Annotated in this window: 1 pseudogene; it reads right to left on the bottom strand. The window is 71.6% G+C overall.

Features of this window, described 5'->3' with window-relative positions:
- Positions 1-345, bottom strand: a pseudogene (locus tag HW466_RS31370) (site-specific DNA-methyltransferase); the annotation flags it as partial.
- Positions 346-469: the final 124 nt, after the last annotated feature.

A 469-nucleotide genomic window follows, 5' to 3' on the forward strand; every position in this document is an offset into this window, starting at 1 on the left:
CTTGAGCACCTCGAGGTTGTCGCCCTCGATCATCAGGTTGCGGGTGCCGTCCCAGTTCAGGCTCTCGTCGCGGCAGGGGCGCAGCGTGCCGGTGGAGGGCGTGAGCGCGAGCTGGCGCGCGCGGCGCTTGCCGTGCCAGGCCAGGCCGTATTTCTCGTCGGCCTCGGCGACGGTGCGCTCGCCCACCAGCGCCTTGAGCACCTCGAGGTTCAGCGCGAGGCCCTGCGGGCCTTCGGTCACCGCTTCCGGGAACAGGGCCCGGAGCCGTTCGAGGTTGTCCGCCGCGAGATCCGCGGAGCGGGCCTCGGGACTGGGGGATTCGATCTTTCGCATCGTGTTTTCCATGTAAAGCATGAGTGGCGCGCCGCTGCCGAGGTTCCCCGGCGCCGCGCCGGCGGGCCGTCGAGGCCGTCCGCCATGCCCGGCCGCGCATCGGTGCATCGGCATGTCGACGCATCGGCGCGGGCAG

This window comes from Burkholderia territorii (assembly GCF_902833055.1).
Taxonomy (GTDB): domain Bacteria; phylum Pseudomonadota; class Gammaproteobacteria; order Burkholderiales; family Burkholderiaceae; genus Burkholderia; species Burkholderia territorii.